The following is a 16,239-nucleotide window of genomic DNA, read 5'->3' on the forward strand; positions in this document are numbered from 1 at the left end:
CGCGCAGCGATGTTGCCTGCTGCTGCACAAGCGGAACACGTTTGACGGATGTCAGGCGTTGCGGCTAGTTCAGACGTCGCCCTGTCAATTTGTCGAAGAGATGGACTGATCCGGCATGACCCTTCAGATGGATCTTTTCTCCGATGGCGATGTCCGTTTCGCGGGGCAGTTCCACCGTCAGCATGCGAGTGTCCCCGATCTCGACATACGCGTATGTCTGACTTCCCAGGCGTTCCGCAACGGATACCTCTCCCGAAAACCATGCCTCCTCGGGTGAACAACGGGTGAGATCTTCCGGGCGGATGCCAAATACGATCGAGGCCGCACGACGTTCACCAGCATGTTTCGCGACCTCGATCTGGCGTCCGAGAACGGTGATCGAATTGCCGTCCGCAAGCGCTGCGTCGATGGTGTTCATCGTCGGGCTGCCGATGAAACGCGCCACGAAAAGACTTGCCGGTTTGCGATAGAGATCCAGGGGCTTGCCGATCTGCTCGACCCCGCCAGCGTTCATCACTGCGATCCTGTCAGCCAAGGTCATGGCCTCGACCTGGTCATGGGTGACGTAGACCGTGGTTGCTTTCATGCGATTGTGAAGTTTGGCGATCTCCAGCCGCATTTCAACGCGCAGGGAGGCATCGAGATTGGAGAGCGGTTCGTCGAAAAGAAACGCCGCCGGCTCTCGAACGATCGCGCGGCCCATGGCGACACGCTGGCGTTGACCGCCAGACAGTTGGGCAGGACGGCGCTTGAGGAAATCCTTGATCTTGAGGACGCAGGCAGCGTTTTCGACCCGCCTGCCGATTTCCTCCGACGTCGCACCACGCATCTTGAGGCCAAACGACATGTTGTCTTCGACAGTCATGTGCGGATAGAGCGCATAGTCCTGAAATACCATGGCGATGTTTCGCTCGGCGGGCGATAACGTGTTGACCGTGGCGCCGCCGATAGCAAGTTCGCCTCCGGTTATATCTTCGAGCCCCGCGATCATGCGCAGCAGAGTGGACTTGCCACAGCCGGAAGGCCCGACCAGCACGAGAAATTCGCCGCTGGCGATATCGATGTCGATATCGTGGATGACCTGCAGTTCCCCGTAGGATTTGCGGATTTTGTTGAGCGCGTCTCTCTCATCGACGATTCGCCTCATGGCCGCCTTGAATGACAGTGGAATATCGAGACGATCATCCCATGATTGGCGCCCAGCATTCAGCCAGTTTAAATGGATGGCAGCTACGGCTGCGAGTTTAGCGCTCTGTTGAGATCACGCAACCCGAGCATTAGTACCATAGGGTCTGCTGGCGAAGGCAGGAAGCCGACAGCCTCATAGAAGGCCCGCACGTCATCAGAAATCGCCTGCGTCGCGCACTTGCCGGCTGACAGCTCGAAGTTCCATCACGGCGCTCGTCCAGCCGGTTAACGGGGAAAAGCGCCTTGTCCTAGACCTCGCCTCATCGGAGGCGAGGTCATCGTTTCTGTTTAATTGGCAAAGAAACGGGGCCGAGCCGGATGCGTGGTCGGCTTTCTCTTCCACGGGGCCAAGACAGACGGCATGCCGGCTTCGAGACAGGCCGCCACGAAGGCTTCGCGCGCGACGATGCTAGGAATGGCCCCGTTGAGGGCGCCCCGGCACGTCTTCACCGCTCGCTCATGACGCTCTCCGTGACGCAGCGGCCATTCGTTCTCGAGAAAATCCAAGGCGTCGTATGCGCCTGTGAAGGTGCGCTCCAAACCGCACTGCAGCCGGATTCTCACCGGCCGCGTCCATGGAACATCGTTCAGCGGCATCTTTTCCTCCTTTCATGCCACCAATGGTCCTGATGAAAATGATATTGGGGGTGGTGGGCGGTCGTTCAAGAGCCGTCTCGCTTGGCGCGTTCGGGTCGCCAGGGAATGATCTCGCCGTTCTGTGGGTGCATCGTTGCGGGTCTCCAAACTTTCAGAGAGTTCGCGCGTTAATGTCGCACGCTCGAACTGGCAGGGACCGCTGATGATCAAAGGATTTCSATTTGATGTGCTCGCCAAAGGCGGCTATGTGGCGCGCGGCGTCGTCTTTCTCCTCGTCGCGGGGCYTGCCCTCCTCTCAGGCCTCATCGGTGGTCGGCCCGAAACCAAGTCTGCGCTTTCGACACTTCTTGAGCAGCCGCTCGGCCGCGTCTGGGTCGGATTGATCGGCATCGGTCTTTTGGGATTTGTTGCGTGGAGGTTGGCGCAGTCGCTAGCCGATAGCGACGGGCACGGGACGAATGGAAAGGCGTTAGCGATCCGGTCCGCGCTCCTCGGCAGTGCCATCACCTATCTAGGGCTTGCCGGATATGCACTTGGAAAAGCCCTTTTCATGGGCGGAGGTAGTGAAGGTTCTGGCGAGAAGGATCTGGCCGGATGGGTCATGTCGCAGCCTTTCGGTTCCTACCTTGCGATCGCCATCGGGGCTGGGTTCATCCTCGGCGGAGTTCTCACAGCCGCTAAGGGCATCAGTAGGAAGTTCGAGCGCTATCTTCAGCTACCTGGCCAGAACGAAATCGTGACATTAATTTGCATCTACGGTCTCGTCGCCCGCGGCATGGTGTTCGCGATTACCGGCGTACTGTTCGCCTATGCAGGTTTCCGGGTAGATCCTGGACAAGCCGGCAGCATGGGCGACGCCTTGGAATGGCTCCACCAGCTTCCACTGGGATCATTTCTCTACGTCGCCGTCGCCATGGGATTGGCAGCTTTCGGAATCTACAATCTCGTCGAGGCACGGTATCGTATCGTTCGCAGCCCATCGATAGCCGACGCCAAGCGTTCGATCCCGATGGCGGGTTCTTGACATCGCTTTCCATGTGACGAAGCGCCGTCACACGGAGCTCGAGCCGGCAGACGGGACCTCAATGTCGATAAGCAGCCCTTCGTCCGACCAGGTTTTCTCAAGACGTCCTTTAAGCTGTTTTTCGACCATTGCGCCGACAATCACCGTACCAAAACCTCGCTTGGCCAATTTGGGTGGAGTGGGTGCGCCCACCTCCTGCCACCGGATGTTAAAGCCGGCCCCGGACGGTCGGGGCTTCCAACTGATTGACAGCCTGCCTTGCGCAGCGGCAAGCGCACCGTGATGGGCCGCATTGACAGCGAGTTCATGGAGCACGAGCGCAAGGGGCTGGACAACCGGTGCAGGCATTCGGATGTCCGGCCCACTGAAAATTGCGCGGGTGGCTGCGAACGGAGTCACTTGTTGGCGAATGAGCTCCTCAAGAGAAATGCTTGTCCATCCCCGTGCAGCAAGCAAGGTATGGGCACGGGCGAGCGCCTGCACGCGGTGTTGAATAGCGGCGGCGTAAAGGGCGGGGTCATCGGCATTGCTCAGACGGACGATGCTGTCGACGATTGCCAGGACGTTCTTGGATCGGTGGTCGACTTCCATCAGCAGGCGATGCTCGGAGGCCTCCAGTGCCTCGATCCGCCGGTACTCCGTCATGTCGATTTGAGAGCCAAAGAAATACTGGATCCTTCCGTCATCCCCATGAATGGGACTTAGATGCAAGCGGTTCCAGAACTGCGCTCCGCTTCTCTTGTAATTGAGGATCTCGACGCTGATCTCACGCTCGTCGGCGATCGCGGCACGAATTGCAGCAACGGCGATCGGAGATGTGGCAGGACCTTGCAGGAAACGACAGTTGCGGCCCAGCACTTCTTCGGCAGCATACTCTGTCAGTTCAAGGAATGCCTTGTTTGCAAGGACGATCGGCTGATCGGACTTACGCGCGTCGGTGACGACCATCGGCATCCTGGTGCGTTCAAATGCGATCGCTGCCAGCTCTTTCCGATCGGCGGAAGCTGCTTTTGAAGATGCCGAAGGCAAATCCCCATGCAGTTTTTCTCTCGAATGGCCTGTCATGCTTCCACGCTCACTAAGATGTCGCTTGATAACGTGGCTCGCGTATCTTTGTTTCGGAGAAGATCGCTTGTTGACGTACGCGATTCACTCATCCGACACCTGCCGGACGAAGTGCCACACACCCACGATCTTGGCCGACACGATGGCCTCCGCTATAGAATCTGGTGTGGTCGATCAGCCTTGCAGCTCCGGAGGATCAGGCGCACCATATGATCATGAAACTCTTTTCCAGTTCCAGCCGCTCCCGAGAGCGCTTTCTCGAAGCCATCCTGCAAAGCGCGATCGAGTATGCAATCATCTCCACGGACCTGGATGGGCTGATAACCACGTGGAACGAGGGCGCGCGCCGGATCCTCGGATGGGATGAGACCGAGATCATCGGCCAGCGCGCGGCCATGATCTTCACCGAAGAAGACCAGCAGGCCGGAATTCTCCAGCGGGAAATGGCCGCCGCTTTAACGGAAGGTCATGGTAGTGATGAGCGCTGGCACGTTCGCAAGGACGGCTCATTGTTCTGGGCATCCGGGCAGATGATGGCGTTGACGTCGGACAACGGGGAAGTCGAGGGCTTCGTAAAGATTCTGAGAGACCGCACCGAGCAGCGAGAGAATGAGGAGCGACAGCGCGTCCTGATGCACGAGCTCTCTCACCGCATGAAGAATACGCTGGCCGTCGTTCAGGCTATCACCAGCCAATCCTTCCGTAACGCCAGCTCTATGGAGGATGCGGAGCAATCGATCTCGGCACGCATCAATGCTTATTCGAAGGCGCACGACATTTTGCTTCAGCAGAACTGGCTGGGCACGACCATGGCAACGATCGTCGAGGCGACCGCGATCAATCTTGGACTTGAGGCGTCAGGACGTTTCAAAGCACGCGGTCCTGCGGTTGAACTGGGGCCACAGGCGGCTCTTTCGTTTTCCCTCGTGCTGCACGAACTTGTCACCAACGCCAACAAGTATGGCGCGCTGTCGGTCGATACCGGGACGATTGAAATCGAGTGGTCCGTGCGCGGCGAGGCGGGCGAAAAGCGCCTGGACTTCAGGTGGCAAGAAGCCGGGGGACCAGCAGTGGTGGCGCCGAGCAACAAGGGGTTCGGCACGCGGCTCGTCAACTCCAGCCTCGCGGCTTTCGGAGAGGTCGCTCTTGATTACGCGCCGACAGGGCTCATCCTGAAGCTCAATGCGTCGCTCCAGAAGCTGCAATACAAGACCTATTCCGACGCCGAGGAATAGGTGGAATGCTGAGCCGGCACTGGGGAAACCAGAGCGAAGTCGCCCGCATGCGGCTGGTTCTGTTGGCCTTCCGTAGCTGGAATGGAATCGCGGATACCGCTCTTCAATCGGTACCAGCGGCGTTCCGCAAACTCGTTTTTGGGCTGAGCGTCGCAATAGGTCGACGAGGACGGCTTCGCAATCGCTTGGGGATTCTTGCAACGCGCGATGACAGCCGCTGGACGATCATGTAGGGTCACCATCGGTCGGATTGGCTGTCTTAAGTTGGACCCCGCTCCAACGAACGGTTCAGCGTGGCATGCGAGTTAGGCGATGTGGGAGTTCGCAGATGCTTGAGTTGTCCAGTCTTGAATCAGAGTGTTTCTACTGGGCCAGACGCCGGGAAGTGGGAAGCGCCTGGGAAGTTGTGCAAATTTCGACCGTTTTCGGGGCCGCCCGCGACTATTGGACTGTCGCCAGCACCGGATCGGACGTCCATCGTATGGTTGATGACTACGAGTTTCTGGTCCGGATCGCCATGCCGAAGGCCCTCATTCTTCACCCGCAGCAGGCCGCTGAATAAACATCGATAACAAAAGTCCTATCGTCGACCTTCCCGCGGACGTACCGGGGAAGCCAGATGTTTTTTCAGGACGCAGGTCATCAAGACTAGTCTCGGCCTTGTCCGCCAGCCACGCGCGCACAGGCATCCGCCAACAGAGCGGGCTCAGATTGGGAAAAATCAACGAGTCCTCCGCTGGCGAATTCAATCGAATGTCGGGAAAGGAATGTTCGCACGCGCCGAACGGGACGGTGGATCATGCGATTCGAGATCAAAGGCGAGACTGCTTGTTCCGCCGCCCAGACAAGGCCTTTGCGCTCGTTTGATTCCTTATGCAGGCAAGCTTGAACGCTTGCGGTTTTCGCGAGGAGCGTAGGCTCGGTTCAATCAGCCAAGCGGTGGAACCGCCATTCTGCTCAGGTGTTCCTCTTGATCAGCAAGGAGCTTCCAAATGACCTATGTCGCATCGCCGAGCTACCACCGTGAGGACGCCAACCGCGCTCCGAACCTCCGTCAATGTCTTGAAACTGCCAGGCGCCACCTGGACGAGACTTCGCAGGCCTCGGAAACCGAGAAAATCGAGACGCTCGTGGCTTCAGCCATCGAGGCGGGTTGGGACGAGAATGAAGTGCGCGAAGCATTGAGTGCCTACGATAGGCAAGACGTAAAGAGGCCGAAGCAGGAGCCACATGTGCCAACTATGGGCGTGGTTCCCTCGTCATCTTTTTGAATAGTGGAACGTGTTGGCGCGGTCGTCATGTTCCGCGAGGATCTGCCGGAGAACATCGTCAAGCGAAACGCCTGCGCAATCCTGAGGATCAACGACCACCCTTCGCAGCGCGGCAGAAACGGCCTTTCAGCGCTGGCAATCATGTCGCCCTCCTGCCTGCGCCCGTAAGAGCATCACGGTTCGGCAAGCGGACCGCCAAACCAACGGAACCCCGTCTGCGGTCATGATCTGGATACAAATTAGTGTCGATCGGTCCTAGTGGACAGCTTGCGATGTCGGCGCGTTGATGCGCGTGGCCGACAGCCCGGGATACGTCCCGATCAGCAGTGTGGCAATGTCGTCGATCGTCCGATAGCCGTCTCCGTAGAAGTTGAGTGCCGCGTGGCAAAGGACGTCCGAAGCCTTGTTGTCGGGCGTGATCTCGTAGAATTCATACCAGCGCCGGACAGCCTCGGATACTACCGCGACCACCGGCTCGCCATCTCGTCCAGCCATGTGGATCTCCTTGTTCAGCGATGAGATCTAGGACCGTGCCGAAAACCTTCAACCACCAAGCAGGCACGGCGCGGGCGCCTTGGTGCAAGGTCGGGCCCCCGCGTAAGATTGTACGCACGCTCGGCGACGCAGCGTATATCCTGATCAAGGACTGGCCATCCGATGGCACCCCGAATGGAAGCGGTCTTCGTTGCGCAATCGAACCTTCCAGAGACTGTAGGCGGCTCGAAGCAATGACGAGTTCGCGCTGTTTTGCGCCATTCGGCGCCTCATCGAAATCAGGTTTTCATCGCGGAATGCTGCGGTCGCACCTCGAGACGATTAAGCCGGCGCCTGTTTGCTTTCCGCTTTTTCGTCGGCGACGTCCTCGACGCGCTCCGCTTTTTCGGCGAGCGTCTTGCTCATCTTGCGCAACTCCTCCTCATCGAGCTTTTCGATCCCGACGAATTTATTCTGAGCCTGCGAGGTTTAGGATGAGCTCGTCAAGCTTCGCCTGCAGGGCCTTGCCATCGCGGTTCTGTGAGTTCTGGAGAACGAAGACCATCAGGAACGTGATGATAGTCGTGCTCGTGTTGATCACGAGCTGCCAAGTCTCGGAATAACCTAAAAGGGTCCAAGCGCCGCCCGATCACAAGTGTGACGGCGACAACGAAGGTTCCCGGCCTGCCCGAAAGGTCGGCGATATTGGTAGCGAACTTTGAAAAAACTTGGACATACACTCCTCCGGCGCTGGCAAAACGCGACAACAAGGTTGCGGTTCCGCAGCCGCATTAGAGCGAACTGAGGAACTCTTCCGTGGTAAGCAGATCGAGCTGCACAGAAAATCTGTCGCCCAGCACTTCAAGTGATGCGTCGTGCGTCTCGTCGGCGCCGCTGCACACGGCATCGCGCAGCACGATCACGCGATATCCCAGATCGATCGCGCCCATCGCTGCAGCAAGAACGCAGACGTCGGTCTCCCCTCCGGTGAGAACGAGTGCATCGACTGCTTCCGATGAAAGGATTTGGTGAAGTTCACCGCCTATCCAAGGCGAGTACGTCACCTTGTCGAATATGCGTGCCGGCGGGATAAGATGCCTCAGCGCTGGCACGATGTCGAGCAAACCCGGATCGAGTTGCTCGCGCGTCATTGTCCGCCATTTTTCGTAGTAGGCCCGCCACATCCCCGACATCTGTTCCGGCTTTTCCGGCGTGATGAAGCGAGTGAACACCGTCCGCTCGGCATACCGACTGGCTACTTCCTCGATTTGAGGCGACACTTCCCGCATCCATGGTACGTGCCAGGGCGTGTCCTCAGCGAACACCCGCTGCATGTCGATGCAAAGATGGATCCAATTCTCGTTCATCGGCTTTCCTCCCCCTCGATTTCAACTTCGTGCGCATGGAGAGGTTCCTAACGGCAACCACGAAGACTCTCGACGACCTTTTCCTTGATGCGCTCGAGGGCATCTATTTCGCCGAAAGGCAGATCCTGAAGGCAGGCCGAAATGGCGCGCCGCCCAGTCCGAAGCAGGCAAAGCAGGATTCCTGCAGCACCGCGACGAGATGCAGGCCGGTTCGAGCGCCATGAACCGGTCTTCGAAGTCGTCGGAAAACACGCGCGTGGCAAGACCTGCGTAGCCATCCAGGGCGTCATTGCCCAAGGCGAGGAGATCATAACGGGAAGGCCATGTGGGATAGACGATGCTTGCACCGTTTGCTGGACACGGCAGCCTGTCTCGCCCGGTCAGCCGGCCAGCCCCAGACGGACGACGCTGTCGACGACGGCGAGGTCGTTTTCGAACGATGGTCGACCTCCAACAGCAGACGGCGCTCCGACGCTTCGAGGGACTGCACCTTTCTGAATTCGCTGACGTCGATATGGAGGCGACGAGGTGGGTTATCCGGCCTTGTTCGTTCAGGTATGACGACCCTGGTCGGAGGCATTGTGCTGCTGACTGCAGCCTTGGCTTTCGAACCGGGGGCTGATTCCGCGCTCTCCGGCGACTGGGGCACGGTCGCATGGCTCGGTTGGTTCTGCCTGGTGATCTTCGGCTCGTTGATAGGCTACACGACCTTCATGCGCCTGCTGCGGGACATCGGCGCATGCCGCGCCGGGAGCTATGCCTTCGTTTCGCCCGTGATCGCTGTCGTCCTTGGCGCTGCCTTCTGCTGAATGGGTCACCGCAGCCGACGTGGTTGGCATCATCGTCATGCCAAGTGGCGCTTATCTCGCCATGTCAGGAGCGACGGTAACCGAAGCAACCGCTCTCGAAGGCTAAATTCGGTTGCTGCTGCGAGCTGCCAAGCCGTCCGCATCATTCGCATCAGTCTTATTGAGCATCTCGTTCAATATTTTCTGCGCATGCCTGTCGCTTCACGTGGCCGTAGCGATCCGCTCTTTCCTCGTTTCCGTCTTCTGCAACAACTTTCTCGAAGACCGTCTGGCAACAGGCGAGTTCGCCAGCTCCAAACGGCGCCGGCTTTCTTACATGACAGGGCTTCCTATTTGACACGCAGACAGGAGCGCCGTTTAAAACGGCGCTCCCTCCAACTCAGGCGACCTGCCTTTCCGCGTCGATCTGCAGCGGAGCCTGCGTTTCGGCGCTGCTCCCGATCGCGATCCTGCGGGGCTTCATCGCCTCGGGAATTTCCCGCTTCAGCTGGATGCTGAGAAGGCCATTCGTCAGGGACGCATTTTCAACCCTGACGTGGTCGGCGAGCTCGAAGCGGCGCTCGAAGGCGCGCCCGGCGATACCGCGGTGCAGATATTCACCGTCCTTCTCTTCCGCCTTCTGACCCTTCACGATGAGCACGTTGCGCTCCTGGCTGATGTCGAGATCCGTTTCGGCAAACCCGGCGAGCGCCATCTGGATCCGGTATTCATTCTCGCCAGTCTTGACGATGTCATAGGGCGGCCAGGTGTCGACGGCCTGCAGGCGCTGCGCGTTGTTCAGGAGATTGAAGACGCGGTCGAAGCCGATGCTGGACCGATAAAGCGGTGCAAAGTCGAAGTCATTTCTCATAGCCAAAACCTCCGTAAAGCGAGTTGGAATGGAGACGCGGAAACTTGGCGTCTCCGGTTCTGTCGGCCCCATCAGGCGGCCGACGGAAATGATCTGGTTTGGACCGATGTCTGGTTCAAGAGGCACATTAAAAAAAATTGTACTCGACGCTTCAAACCCCTTGAACGCTGTTTTCGTTGAAACAATCTCTTTTTCACCTGGAGATTTTCAACTCCGTTTGCTGGAAGTTTTTGGGAGACACAAGATGGATACGAACGCCACTGATCAGACCCCTTCGAATACCGCAGTCGACGCGGACTCGGCGTCGCACATCCTCCATCCGCACAGGCACTTCGACCACCCGGACGAGGTCGTGTCGGCGCCTCTTTCGACCGACGAGAAGCGCGCCATCCTCGCCTCATGGATGTCGGACCTCCATGCGGTCGAATCCTTGCCGGAGTTGCGGCATCCGCCCGGCGTCGCCAAGCCGGTTCGATACCGGGACATCCTCGACGCGCTCCAGAAGCTCGACGAGCGGTGGGACGAGGACTGGCAGAAGCAGCCCGCGCAGCGCCGGATTTTCCAGAGTTGAGCGGAGGCCAGCCATGAAGGGCAACCAGAGCAAAATCCACCTGTATCACCGCACGAGCCAGGAGCTTGTGACGCAGCGGCTGCTGGTTATTTCGCGGTATGTTGAAAACCTTCGCCGGCTTTCGCGGTTGGCGGATCGCACGGGCCGCGGCGAGCTCGGCACGGCGCTGGTGGAAGTGGCCGGATGTCTAGAGCGGATGTCCTACGATATCGCGGTCAGCCAATATAGTGCCATCATCCTGCGGCGGGCCGCGAAGCTTGTCGGTACCGTCGAAGGACTTGTCGAGCGGGAGGCGAAGCTCGCGGTACTTCACTAGGAGATCGAGTCTAGGCTCGCGCGGCCGGCAGGGATACCGGCTGTTCTTGCGCCCGTTCTCATCGTCGCAAAGACAATCGGGGTAGTTGCGATCTTGTTGCGGGCGAACGCGTTCCCGCGCGACCTGGAGCCGACGAATTGCGCTGACACGGGCCAGGCCCGCTTGCGCCATGAACCGCGAATATGAGATGCGCGGTCTCAAGCAGGCTCCATGCGCCGGCTCGGTTCTCTCCAGTGATCCATAAACCGGTAATGAAAGCGAAGATGGCGAAAACAATGCCAGCCGAAGATCAGAACAGGACCCATAGATGCTCGCCGTTCCGAAGGGCGAAGGCCCCCCGCGACCAGCGCAATATGAGCGGGGAGAAAGCCAATCGTAATGACGAGCACCCAGTGCAATCCCCGTCAGTAATTTGATCGTGCGCACAAGAACCACCGTTCCAAGGTGAGGCTGCCCGGTTTAAAAGCCGGTAAATGCCAAATTGCCAAAAGGGTCCGACCTGCTGCAAGTGGCCGGGATCGTGCTCAACAATGACCGCGCCTCGGAAAAGACGCGACATTGGCCAACGTAGCTCAGGGCGCTCCGACACCAGGTCGTAAAGCGCCCTCACATTTGCTGTACCATTGCCGGAGATTGAAAGGCCCTATGATGCGGGGTAATTCTGTGATCGATAGTGGACAATCCGAGCCGGGAAAGCTGCATCCGGGTGCTGAGTTGCACCGAACGAGCTAGAGCCTTTAAGACCGGTTGCGAAGTATCGCCAAACTAGCCTCCTGAGATCAACATGCAGTTCAAGCGCAATGAAATTCACGAACTGTCTATCTTTCTCGCGATAGTCCAGTACCGTAGTTTTCGGAAAGCGGCGGATCACCTAGAAGTAACGGCTTCTGCCCTCAGCCACAGCATGAAGGCGCTTGAGCAAAGGCTGGGCGTCCGCCTCCTTAATCGAACCAGCCGCAGCGTCGCGCCAACCGCCGCCGGAACAGCCCTCGCCGAGAAGATTTCTGCCGGGCTTGAGCTTATCAACTCCGGATTGGAGGACTTGAACGGGCACTATCAAGGTGGCGCCGGCAGCATTCGCATCAATGTTCTGAAAGATGCCGCCGTTCTGCTTTTGCGGCCAGCCATCCCGGTGTTCCAGCAGCGCTTCCCGAATGTCGAACTCGAGGTCGCCGTGGATGACCAGTTCGTCGATGTCACCGCGGACGGCTTCGATGCCGGTATCCGGTACAGCGGCACCATCCCGGAAGACATGATCGCAGTTCCCCTCACTCCGCCATTAAAATGGATCGCGGTCGCCGCCCCTGACTATCTCAGAAACCACGGTCGCCCTGTCATGCCGGAGGACCTCAATTCTCACCGCTGCATCCGGATACGGACGGGCCGCGGCCAGATCTACAAGTGGGAATTCGAACGCGGCGATGACCGCCGCGAGATCGACGTTCCCGGTGCGTTGATCTCGGGCGAAACCGATCTTGCCATCAATGCGGCTCTGGAAGGCGCCGGGCTGTGCTATTGCCTGGAAAGGCTGGCAAGCCCCTATGTCTCCGCAGGGCGCCTGGAGGTTGTTCTTCCCAAGTGGGCGTCGATGGGTCCGCCGTTTTCGATGTATTATTCCAGCCGGCGGCAGCTTCCCTTCGGCGTCGACGCGCTGATCAAGCTCGTTCGGGGGCTGAACGGTTTGTAGAGGGCTGCCTCCAATCGATGAGCCTGGCTCACCGGTTCAGTGATTTCCAATCTATTGATTCATCGCTCTGCCGCGTTGTACCGCTTCTATCGAACGTTCATCAGGAAGCGGACACACCACATGAGCAAGCGGATCATCTTTACCGGCGGCAGCGGCAAGGCCGGCCGCCATGCGGTTCCATATTTGGTGCGGAAGGGATACAGGGTCCGCAACCTCGATCTCGTTGCCTTGAACTGCCCCGGCGTAGAGACGCTGATCACCGATCTCACCGACAGCGGCCAGACCTTCAACGCCCTGTCGATGCATTTCAGCGGCGAGGGTCTGCAGGCGCCGGGCGGACCGGCCAAGGTCGATGCCGTCGTGCATTTCGCAGCTATACCGAGCCTGCTGCTCAAGCCCGACAACCAGACTTTTTTGGTCAATGCAATCTCGACCTACAACGTCATCGAAGCGGCGGTGAAGCTCGGCATTCCGAAGGTGATCATCGCGTCCAGCGAAACGACCTACGGCGTCTGTTTTGCCGAGGGCGACAAGGATTTCCATTCCTTTCCGCTCGAAGAAGACTATGACATCGACCCGATGGACAGCTATGGGCTCTCCAAGGTCGTCAACGAGAAGACGGCCCGCGCCTTTGCGATGCGCAGCGGCATCGACATCTACGCCCTCAGGATCGCCAACGTCATCGAACCGCATGAATATGAGCGTTTTCCAGGATTCCTTGCCGATCCGCCATCGCGCAAGCGCAACGCCTGGAGCTACATTGATGCCCGCGATCTCGGGCAGATCGTCGATCTTTGCCTGCAGGCCGACGGCCTCGGTTTCCAGGTATTCAATGCCGTCAACGACACGATCACGGCAAGCGAGCCAACGCGGGATTTCCTCGGCAAATGGGCGCCGAACACGCCGATCCTCCGGGAGCTCGGCGAATTCGAAGCGCCGCTCTCGAACCGGAAGATCCGGGAGGTTCTGGGTTTCAAGGAAGAACACAACTGGCGAAAATACGTTACCGGCGCATGATCCCGCGAGGCGCATTCCGGCACCGCCGATCAGCAACTTGGAGGAAAGACCATGAAGACCACAAGACTTGGCAAGACAGGGCTTGAAGTCAGCCGCATCTGCTTCGGCTGCATGTCCTTTGGTAAGCAGACCGACGAACGCCCGTGGGTCCTCGGGCTCGACGAGGCGCGGCCACTTTTCAAGCGCGCTTGGGACGCCGGCATCAATTTCTTCGATACGGCCAATGTCTATGCGCAGGGCACCAGCGAAGAGATCACCGGCGTCTTGCTCAAGGAACTGGCGCCCCGCCAGGAGATCGTGCTGGCGACCAAGGTCTTCGGCCGCATGCGTCCCGGCCCGAACGGCCAGGGTCTTTCCCGCGCCGCTATCCTTACCGAGATCGACAACAGCCTGCGCCGCCTCGGCACCGACTATGTCGATCTCTACCAGATCCACCGCTTCGACCCGTTCACGCCGGTCGAAGAAACCATGCAGGCGCTGAACGACGTCGTGCGCGCCGGCAAGGCCCGCTATATCGGCGCATCCTCGATGTGGGCCTGGCAGTTTTCCAAGCTCCAGCATTCAGCCGAGGTCAACGGCTGGACGAAGTTCGTCTCGATGCAGAACCAGGTCAGCCTCACCTATCGCGAGGAAGAGCGCGAAATGCTGCCGCTGTGCGACGATCAGGGTATCGCCGTCCTGCCGTGGAGCCCGCTTGCCGGCGGCAAGCTGACCCGTCCCTGGGGCACCGAGACCAAGCGCGCCACCACCGACCGCTACAACAAGAGCATGTATGAGAAGACCGGCGATCGGGACGTCGTCGAGGCCGTCGAAGCCGTCGCCAAGGCGCGCAAGACGTCCATGGCGCAGGTCGCGATGGCATGGGTGCTGCAGAAGCCGGTCGTGACCTCGCCGATCGTCGGCGTCAGCAAGATGAGCCATCTCGAAGATGCGATCGCCGCGGTCGACTTCGAACTCACCGCTGATGACGTCAAGGCGCTTGAAGCCCCCTACAAATCGCTGCACGTCGCCGGTTTCTGACGATAGCGCCGCGCGGCTTTTCAGACGCGCCGTAACAGTTGAATTGCGGCATAGGAAGAGATCATGACGAAAGAAGCAATGGTCGCTGGCATCCCGCAGATGGGGTACGGCACATGGAACCGCTCGGCCGATGAAGCCCATCAGGGCGTCATCTGGGCGCTCGAAGCAGGATGTCGCCACATCGACACCGCCCAGGGCTACGGCAACGAGCAGGATGTCGCCCGCGGCATCAAGGACGCCGGCGTGGCGCGCAACGAAATCTTCATCACCACGAAGGTGAAGCCCGACAATTACGGCCCCGGAGCCGTCATGCCGTCGGTCAGGGAAAGCCTGGAAAAGCTCCGCGTCGACCAGGTCGATCTGTTGCTCCTGCACTGGCCCTCGCCGCATGATAAATATCCGCTTGCCGATTATCTCGGCCAGTTCGCCGAGGTTTTCGACGCGGGCCTTGCCAGGAAGATCGGCGTTTCGAACTTTACCAAAGCGCTGATCGACGAAAGCATCCGCCTGCTCGGCAGCCGCACGATCACCACCAACCAGGTGGAGTGCCATGTCTATATGCAGAACCGGCCGATCATCGATTATTGCCAAAAGCTAGGTATCGCGGTCACGGCCTATTCACCGCTCGCGCGCGGCGCCGTCGTTGGCGACGCGGTGCTCGATGAGATCGGCATCGCCCGCGGCGCCACCAGCGACCAGATCGCGCTCGCCTTCCTAATCGCCAAGGGGCATGTCGTCATTCCCTCTTCCAGCAAGAGGGGCCGCATCATGCAGAATTTCGAAGCCCGCAAGATCACGCTGACGCCGGCCGAGATCAAACGGATCGAAGGCCTCGAGAAGGGCATGCGACTGGTAAACGGCGATTGGTGCCCCGTTTGGGACGCGTAAAGGTAGCTCGCTGCTCTTTCTCTCACCGCCGTCGACATCGAAATGACAGCCGCCGTTAATGCCGCGGTTGTGTTCAAAGAGGAGATAAACGTGGATTATCGCAAGCTCGGTCCCAGCGGGACCGTCGTCACCGCCTATTGCCTTGGCACCATGACCTTCGGCGCGGAGGCCGATGAGGCCGCCTCGCACAAGCTGCTCGACGATTATTTCGCCTGGGGCGGCAATTTCATCGATACCGCCGATGTCTACAGCGCCGGCAAGTCGGAAGAGATCATCGGRCGYTGGCTGAAGGCGCGCCCGACCGAGGCCCGCCAGGCGATCGTCGCCACCAAGGGGCGTTTTCCGATGGGCAACGGCCCCAACGATATCGGCYTGTCGCGCCGGCATCTTAGCCAGGCGCTCGACGATTCGCTCCGCCGCCTCGGCCTCGAGCAGATCGACCTCTACCAGATGCATGCCTGGGACGCGCTGACGCCGATCGAGGAAACGCTGCGCTTCCTCGACGATGCGGTTTCATCCGGCAAGATCGGCTATTACGGCTTCTCCAATTATGTCGGCTGGCATATCGCCAAGGCCTCGGAGATCGCCAAGGCGCGGGGTTACACGCGTCCGGTGACGCTGCAGCCGCAATATAACCTGCTGGTGCGCGACATCGAGCTTGAGATTGTCGCGGYCTGCCAGGATGCCGGCATGGGCCTGTTGCCGTGGTCGCCRCTCGGCGGCGGCTGGCTGACCGGCAAGTACAAGCGCGACGAGATGCCGACCGGCGCCACCCGCCTCGGTGAAAACCCCAATCGCGGCGGTGAATCCTATGCGCCGCGCAATGCGCTGGAACGAACCTGGGCGATCATCGGCATCGT

The 16,239-nt window shown here is 59.4% G+C and carries 19 protein-coding genes and 2 pseudogenes; 14 read left to right on the plus strand and 7 right to left on the minus strand.

The genetic code is table 11. The features are described from left to right. Positions 1-64: 64 nt before the first annotated feature. Together AC1ECN_RS22045 and AC1ECN_RS22050 are read right to left on the minus strand one after the other, a co-directional pair. Entirely contained in the window at positions 65-1,147 is a 1,083-nt protein-coding gene (locus AC1ECN_RS22045; protein WP_477954092.1) for an ABC transporter ATP-binding protein, read from the minus strand. Between the two features lie 329 nt (positions 1,148-1,476). Further along, entirely contained in the window at positions 1,477-1,785 is a 309-nt protein-coding gene (locus AC1ECN_RS22050; RefSeq protein ID WP_130674424.1) for a DUF982 domain-containing protein, read from the minus strand. Positions 1,786-1,987: 202 nt separating this feature from the next. Between AC1ECN_RS22050 and AC1ECN_RS22055 the strand changes: the two genes are divergently transcribed. Then, a complete protein-coding gene (locus AC1ECN_RS22055) occupies positions 1,988-2,809 on the plus strand; it encodes a DUF1206 domain-containing protein (RefSeq protein WP_477954094.1) in 822 nt (273 codons plus the stop codon). Between the two features lie 27 nt (positions 2,810-2,836). On the opposite strand, the gene lov is transcribed toward AC1ECN_RS22055, so the two are convergent. Beyond that, a complete protein-coding gene (gene lov / locus AC1ECN_RS22060; protein ID WP_130674425.1) occupies positions 2,837-3,874 on the minus strand; it encodes a blue-light-activated histidine kinase in 1,038 nt (345 codons plus the stop codon). 209 nt (positions 3,875-4,083) lie between these two features. Here lov and AC1ECN_RS22065 point away from each other — a divergent pair, with 209 nt between their 5' ends. The 4 genes from AC1ECN_RS22065 to AC1ECN_RS22080 all read left to right on the plus strand — a co-directional run bounded on the left by AC1ECN_RS22065 (position 4,084) and on the right by AC1ECN_RS22080 (position 6,548). Continuing rightward, positions 4,084-5,109 (plus strand): sensor histidine kinase, encoded by a 1,026-nt coding sequence (locus AC1ECN_RS22065; RefSeq protein WP_130783786.1) that lies wholly within the window; start codon positions 4,084-4,086, stop codon positions 5,107-5,109. 328 nt (positions 5,110-5,437) lie between these two features. Further along, entirely contained in the window at positions 5,438-5,671 is a 234-nt protein-coding gene (locus AC1ECN_RS22070) for a hypothetical protein (RefSeq protein WP_018068012.1), read from the plus strand. Positions 5,672-6,101: 430 nt separating this feature from the next. Beyond that, positions 6,102-6,380, plus strand: coding sequence for a hypothetical protein (locus AC1ECN_RS22075; protein WP_130783787.1), 279 nt, complete (start codon positions 6,102-6,104; stop codon positions 6,378-6,380). 27 nt (positions 6,381-6,407) lie between these two features. After that, a complete protein-coding gene (locus AC1ECN_RS22080) occupies positions 6,408-6,548 on the plus strand; it encodes a hypothetical protein (protein ID WP_164563659.1) in 141 nt (46 codons plus the stop codon). Between the two features lie 87 nt (positions 6,549-6,635). Here AC1ECN_RS22080 and AC1ECN_RS22085 read toward each other — a convergent pair whose 3' ends face one another. The 3 genes and pseudogenes from AC1ECN_RS22085 to AC1ECN_RS22095 all read right to left on the minus strand — a co-directional run bounded on the left by AC1ECN_RS22085 (position 6,636) and on the right by AC1ECN_RS22095 (position 8,221). Further along, positions 6,636-6,875, minus strand: a complete 240-nt coding sequence (locus tag AC1ECN_RS22085; RefSeq protein WP_130674428.1) for a hypothetical protein — start codon at positions 6,873-6,875, stop codon at positions 6,636-6,638. A gap of 321 nt (positions 6,876-7,196) precedes the next feature. Next, positions 7,197-7,594 (minus strand): annotated as a pseudogene (locus tag AC1ECN_RS22090) (low affinity iron permease family protein). A 51-nt stretch (positions 7,595-7,645) separates the two neighbouring features. Next, positions 7,646-8,221 carry a cysteine hydrolase family protein gene (locus AC1ECN_RS22095; protein WP_130704763.1) on the minus strand — a complete coding sequence of 192 codons (576 nt, stop codon included), beginning with the start codon at positions 8,219-8,221 and terminating at the stop codon, positions 7,646-7,648. Between the two features lie 35 nt (positions 8,222-8,256). Between AC1ECN_RS22095 and AC1ECN_RS22100 the strand changes: the two are divergent. Together AC1ECN_RS22100 and AC1ECN_RS22105 are read left to right on the plus strand one after the other, a co-directional pair. Then, positions 8,257-8,533: pseudogene (locus AC1ECN_RS22100) on the plus strand (YciE/YciF ferroxidase family protein); the annotation flags it as partial. A 269-nt stretch (positions 8,534-8,802) separates the two neighbouring features. Then, positions 8,803-9,030, plus strand: a complete 228-nt coding sequence (locus AC1ECN_RS22105; protein WP_245493723.1) for an EamA family transporter — start codon at positions 8,803-8,805, stop codon at positions 9,028-9,030. 379 nt (positions 9,031-9,409) lie between these two features. Here AC1ECN_RS22105 and AC1ECN_RS22110 read toward each other — a convergent pair whose 3' ends face one another. Continuing rightward, positions 9,410-9,880 (minus strand): Hsp20 family protein, encoded by a 471-nt coding sequence (locus tag AC1ECN_RS22110; protein WP_130784253.1) that lies wholly within the window; start codon positions 9,878-9,880, stop codon positions 9,410-9,412. 244 nt (positions 9,881-10,124) lie between these two features. Here AC1ECN_RS22110 and AC1ECN_RS22115 point away from each other — a divergent pair, with 244 nt between their 5' ends. From AC1ECN_RS22115 to AC1ECN_RS22145, 7 genes are all read left to right on the plus strand, one after another. Next, complete coding sequence (locus AC1ECN_RS22115; protein WP_164598435.1) at positions 10,125-10,451, plus strand: hypothetical protein; 327 nt, start codon at positions 10,125-10,127, stop codon at positions 10,449-10,451. A gap of 13 nt (positions 10,452-10,464) precedes the next feature. Continuing rightward, positions 10,465-10,767, plus strand: coding sequence for a hypothetical protein (locus tag AC1ECN_RS22120; protein WP_027688519.1), 303 nt, complete (start codon positions 10,465-10,467; stop codon positions 10,765-10,767). A gap of 784 nt (positions 10,768-11,551) precedes the next feature. Then, entirely contained in the window at positions 11,552-12,454 is a 903-nt protein-coding gene (locus AC1ECN_RS22125) for a LysR family transcriptional regulator (protein ID WP_027688520.1), read from the plus strand. 120 nt (positions 12,455-12,574) lie between these two features. Then, entirely contained in the window at positions 12,575-13,471 is an 897-nt protein-coding gene (locus AC1ECN_RS22130) for an NAD-dependent epimerase/dehydratase family protein (RefSeq protein WP_130783791.1), read from the plus strand. 51 nt (positions 13,472-13,522) lie between these two features. Next, a complete protein-coding gene (locus AC1ECN_RS22135) occupies positions 13,523-14,491 on the plus strand; it encodes an aldo/keto reductase (RefSeq protein ID WP_477954098.1) in 969 nt (322 codons plus the stop codon). Positions 14,492-14,554: 63 nt separating this feature from the next. After that, positions 14,555-15,379, plus strand: coding sequence for an aldo/keto reductase (locus tag AC1ECN_RS22140; protein WP_164592993.1), 825 nt, complete (start codon positions 14,555-14,557; stop codon positions 15,377-15,379). Positions 15,380-15,469: 90 nt separating this feature from the next. Beyond that, the coding region (locus AC1ECN_RS22145) for an aldo/keto reductase (RefSeq protein WP_477954100.1) at positions 15,470-16,239 on the plus strand (770 nt) is incomplete at its 3' end.

The sequence above is a fragment of the Rhizobium sp. 01N447_2 genome (genome assembly GCF_056399245.1).

Excerpts from the sequence above, each read along its gene's own strand:
- AC1ECN_RS22045 (WP_477954092.1), bottom strand. The coding sequence starts at position 1,147 with ATGAGGCGAATCGTCGATGAGAGAGACGCGCTCAACAAAATCCGCAAA.
- AC1ECN_RS22050 (WP_130674424.1), bottom strand. The coding sequence starts at position 1,785 with ATGCCGCTGAACGATGTTCCATGGACGCGGCCGGTGAGAATCCGGCTG.
- lov (WP_130674425.1), bottom strand. The coding sequence starts at position 3,874 with ATGACAGGCCATTCGAGAGAAAAACTGCATGGGGATTTGCCTTCGGCA.
- AC1ECN_RS22065 (WP_130783786.1), top strand. The coding sequence starts at position 4,084 with ATGATCATGAAACTCTTTTCCAGTTCCAGCCGCTCCCGAGAGCGCTTT.
- AC1ECN_RS22070 (WP_018068012.1), top strand. The coding sequence starts at position 5,438 with ATGCTTGAGTTGTCCAGTCTTGAATCAGAGTGTTTCTACTGGGCCAGA.
- AC1ECN_RS22075 (WP_130783787.1), top strand. The coding sequence starts at position 6,102 with ATGACCTATGTCGCATCGCCGAGCTACCACCGTGAGGACGCCAACCGC.
- AC1ECN_RS22080 (WP_164563659.1), top strand. The coding sequence starts at position 6,408 with ATGTTCCGCGAGGATCTGCCGGAGAACATCGTCAAGCGAAACGCCTGC.
- AC1ECN_RS22085 (WP_130674428.1), bottom strand. The coding sequence starts at position 6,875 with ATGGCTGGACGAGATGGCGAGCCGGTGGTCGCGGTAGTATCCGAGGCT.
- AC1ECN_RS22095 (WP_130704763.1), bottom strand. The coding sequence starts at position 8,221 with ATGAACGAGAATTGGATCCATCTTTGCATCGACATGCAGCGGGTGTTC.
- AC1ECN_RS22110 (WP_130784253.1), bottom strand. The coding sequence starts at position 9,880 with ATGAGAAATGACTTCGACTTTGCACCGCTTTATCGGTCCAGCATCGGC.
- AC1ECN_RS22115 (WP_164598435.1), top strand. The coding sequence starts at position 10,125 with ATGGATACGAACGCCACTGATCAGACCCCTTCGAATACCGCAGTCGAC.
- AC1ECN_RS22120 (WP_027688519.1), top strand. The coding sequence starts at position 10,465 with ATGAAGGGCAACCAGAGCAAAATCCACCTGTATCACCGCACGAGCCAG.
- AC1ECN_RS22125 (WP_027688520.1), top strand. The coding sequence starts at position 11,552 with ATGCAGTTCAAGCGCAATGAAATTCACGAACTGTCTATCTTTCTCGCG.
- AC1ECN_RS22130 (WP_130783791.1), top strand. The coding sequence starts at position 12,575 with ATGAGCAAGCGGATCATCTTTACCGGCGGCAGCGGCAAGGCCGGCCGC.
- AC1ECN_RS22135 (WP_477954098.1), top strand. The coding sequence starts at position 13,523 with ATGAAGACCACAAGACTTGGCAAGACAGGGCTTGAAGTCAGCCGCATC.
- AC1ECN_RS22140 (WP_164592993.1), top strand. The coding sequence starts at position 14,555 with ATGACGAAAGAAGCAATGGTCGCTGGCATCCCGCAGATGGGGTACGGC.